At 71.6% G+C, this 2,722-nt stretch carries 1 protein-coding gene and 1 pseudogene; one reads left to right on the top strand and one right to left on the bottom strand.

Annotated features, from left to right (window positions below; all coding sequences use genetic code 11):
- Window positions 1-350: pseudogene (locus PUR56_RS16050) on the bottom strand (M4 family metallopeptidase); the annotation flags it as partial.
- A 707-nt stretch (window positions 351-1,057) separates the two neighbouring features.
- Here PUR56_RS16050 and PUR56_RS16045 point away from each other — a divergent pair.
- Window positions 1,058-1,519, top strand: a complete 462-nt coding sequence (locus PUR56_RS16045) for a hypothetical protein (RefSeq protein WP_329949427.1) — start codon at window positions 1,058-1,060, stop codon at window positions 1,517-1,519.
- Window positions 1,520-2,722 lie beyond the last annotated feature (1,203 nt).

Below are 2,722 nucleotides of genomic sequence, written 5' to 3'. Positions count from 1 at the left end.
GGTGAGGTGTTCAGGCCGGTCAGGGGTGCGTCGGACGCGCGGTCGACACCGCGCAGGGTTCCGTTCGGGGCCTGGTGCGCCACGAGGTCGCCGCCCAGGACGGGGAGCCCGGAGTAGGTCCGTTCGTAGCGCAGGTGCCGGCCGCCGTCCGGGTCGAGGACGGCGTCCTTGGCGACGAGCTTCTCCTGGGGCGCGAGCCCGAGGTGCAGGGCGACGACGGCGCCCTGCCGGTCGGCCGCGGCCGGGGTGGGGGACACCTCCTGAGCGGCGACCACCGGGGCGCCGGTCACCAGCAGGACTGTGGTGACGGCGAGCGCGGCGAGACTGTGCAGGGGAGCTTGGCGGGACACGGGCACTCCTTTGCCTGCCGACCGCTGGTGCGGACGGGCGCGGGTCCGCGCCGCAGGGTGCGGCGCAGCGAACGGCCAGCCGGTGGTGCGTCAGGTGGGACGCCGGGCGGGGCCGCTGCGGCTCTGGACGGTGCAGGGGGCGGCATGCAGAACACCATCAAGTCATGGACATGACATTCATGTGGCGACAGGCGGCCCTGGCGGCAGCGGCAGGGGGTCCGGTGTCGAGGCTGCATGCAGCGTCAACGCTCCCGGAGCGGATCCCGGGGAGGCAGTGGTGGAATAGTAGCCATCAAGTTCGAGATCGTGTTTGAACGTGAGTGATTATGGGGTCGGAGGGGCGGCATTCGGTCACCTGTCGATCCGCCCGGGCGTGGCCGGACCGGCGGGTTCCTTCTGGCGCCCGCGACACCCGTGTTCTGGTCTGCGACGGAACCCGCCACCGTGAACAGCTTCATTGGCCGGATCCGATCGCCGCTCACCGGTCCGCGGAGCCGTGTCCTGGTGGACTCCTGGCTCGCGGCCGACTCTGGAAGGGCTATATTTGAACCCGTTCAATTCGAACACGTTCGCGCGTGTTCGCTCGGAGGGGCGAGACGGTTCGATCTCGGAGGCTCGTCGCTCGGTGGACGCGCCGTTCCACTCTTGACCGGACGCGGGTGCGCCGCCGGCACGCCGCCGCACGAAATCCCGTGGAGGACACCCGCATGACCGCCCGCATGACCCCTTCTGACCGTCTGAGCCGCGACCCTGCCGTCCCGCCGGTTCCTGGTGCGGTGCGCTGGTCCTTCCGGCTGTGGTTGTTGATCGCGTTCGCGGGAGGGGTCGCGCTGGCGGCGGTTTTCTCGGAGCGGGTCCGCATCGGGCTGGAGGTGGGAGACTTCGTGCTCCTGTTCCCCGCGATGGCGGTGCTGGGAGCGTTCGTCGCCGTGGCCCGCGCGGCCCGCGCCGGCCGACGGAGGGCCAGGGCGGCTCTGACCGTCCTCACCGTCATGGGTCTGTGCGCCGGGGTCGGTTTGGTGGCCGTCGCCGCACTGTACGGAGATGCCGACTCCGCTACGGCGACGATCACCGTCCTCGTGGTCCCCCCGGTGGTCGGACAGGTGCTGATGTACGTGCCCGCGGCCCGCTCCTACTTCGGGCTCGATGGTTCGTCACCTCGGAGGTGACTGTCCGGGTGTGCAGCGGGGGCCTGCCGACGCCCGTTCGAGAGCGGCTGTCATGCGGGTGCCGTGCCGAGTGCCTCCGGCGTCGATCCGGAGGGACGCGGCCGTGGCCTCGCCATCGTCGAGACCCTGGCGGAGTGGACCGACATCCGGGCGGTCCCTACGGGTGGCCGGTTCGAGCGGTCTGTGCACCGCCCCGGAGGTTCCGTGACCGTTGTCCCGGCGCCCCCACGGCGCGTGGGTGCGCGAAGCCGCCGATCGGCGCGTCCGCCGGGCCGTCGCCACGGCCGCTCGTCAGGGCCAGGTGGCGGGGGAGGGCCGTCCGGTCGAATCGGGCGGAGTGCGTGCCGGTCGGATTTCGATGCTCTCCGGCATCCCGGTGACGAGTGCGGCGACGGGCGAGCCCTCGGAGCGGGTGAGGGTGGTGAGGGCAAACAGCGGACGCCCCTTGGGTTTCGGAGTCGGCACCGGCCCGAGCCTCGGTACCCCAGATCCTCAGGAGTCACTTCCGTAACGGATTGGCGAAGCCTCGGGACGGTGGCGCCGCCCCGGACTCTTCCTCCGCGTATCGCCGACGGCCGGCCGTCCTGGACGGGCGTCGCCGCACCACGGGCACGAGTCACCCGCACGCCCCGAGGAGAACTGTGGGACAGCCTGACCCCGCCACCGCCACCGTCCCCGGTGACGAGGCCGGTCCACGAGCTGCGGTGGACACCGCCCCGGCCCCGAGCCGGGGTGGTGGTGATCACCCGACGCGGCGTCGAGTGGCGCCGCCGCCCCGTGTGCAGCGGCCTTCGCCGGGCCCGGACGCTGCCGGGGGCCCGCCCGTGGAGGGGAGGTGTCGAGGCCTGGCGTGCCATGACGGCCACCGCCGTTCTCGCCGGACTATCCCGCACCGCACCGAACACATCCGAGCGGAACGGCCGGGCCCAGGCCGGATGCGGCCGCGCAGGACCTCCCTCAGGCCTCCGAACCACCCGGCCCGGAGCCTGCGGCCGGCCCGAGCACAGAACCCTGAACTCACCGACAGGTCGGCGCTGTTCGGTCTCCTGCCTTAGGGTCGACCGCTTTTCGGATGATCAGACCTGTCCTTCAATTCCCACAGCGAGGCCGATCCGTTATGAACCTGACCCCGATACAGCTTTCCTGGACCGTGGCCGTGGGTGCGGTCCTGGTGTCCGTGCTCACGCTGGTGATGTTTCTGCG

The organism is Streptomyces sp. BE303, assembly GCF_036290945.1.
Classification (GTDB): Bacteria; Actinomycetota; Actinomycetes; order Streptomycetales; family Streptomycetaceae; genus Kitasatospora.
This window is presented reverse-complemented; position numbering and strand designations above follow the sequence as displayed.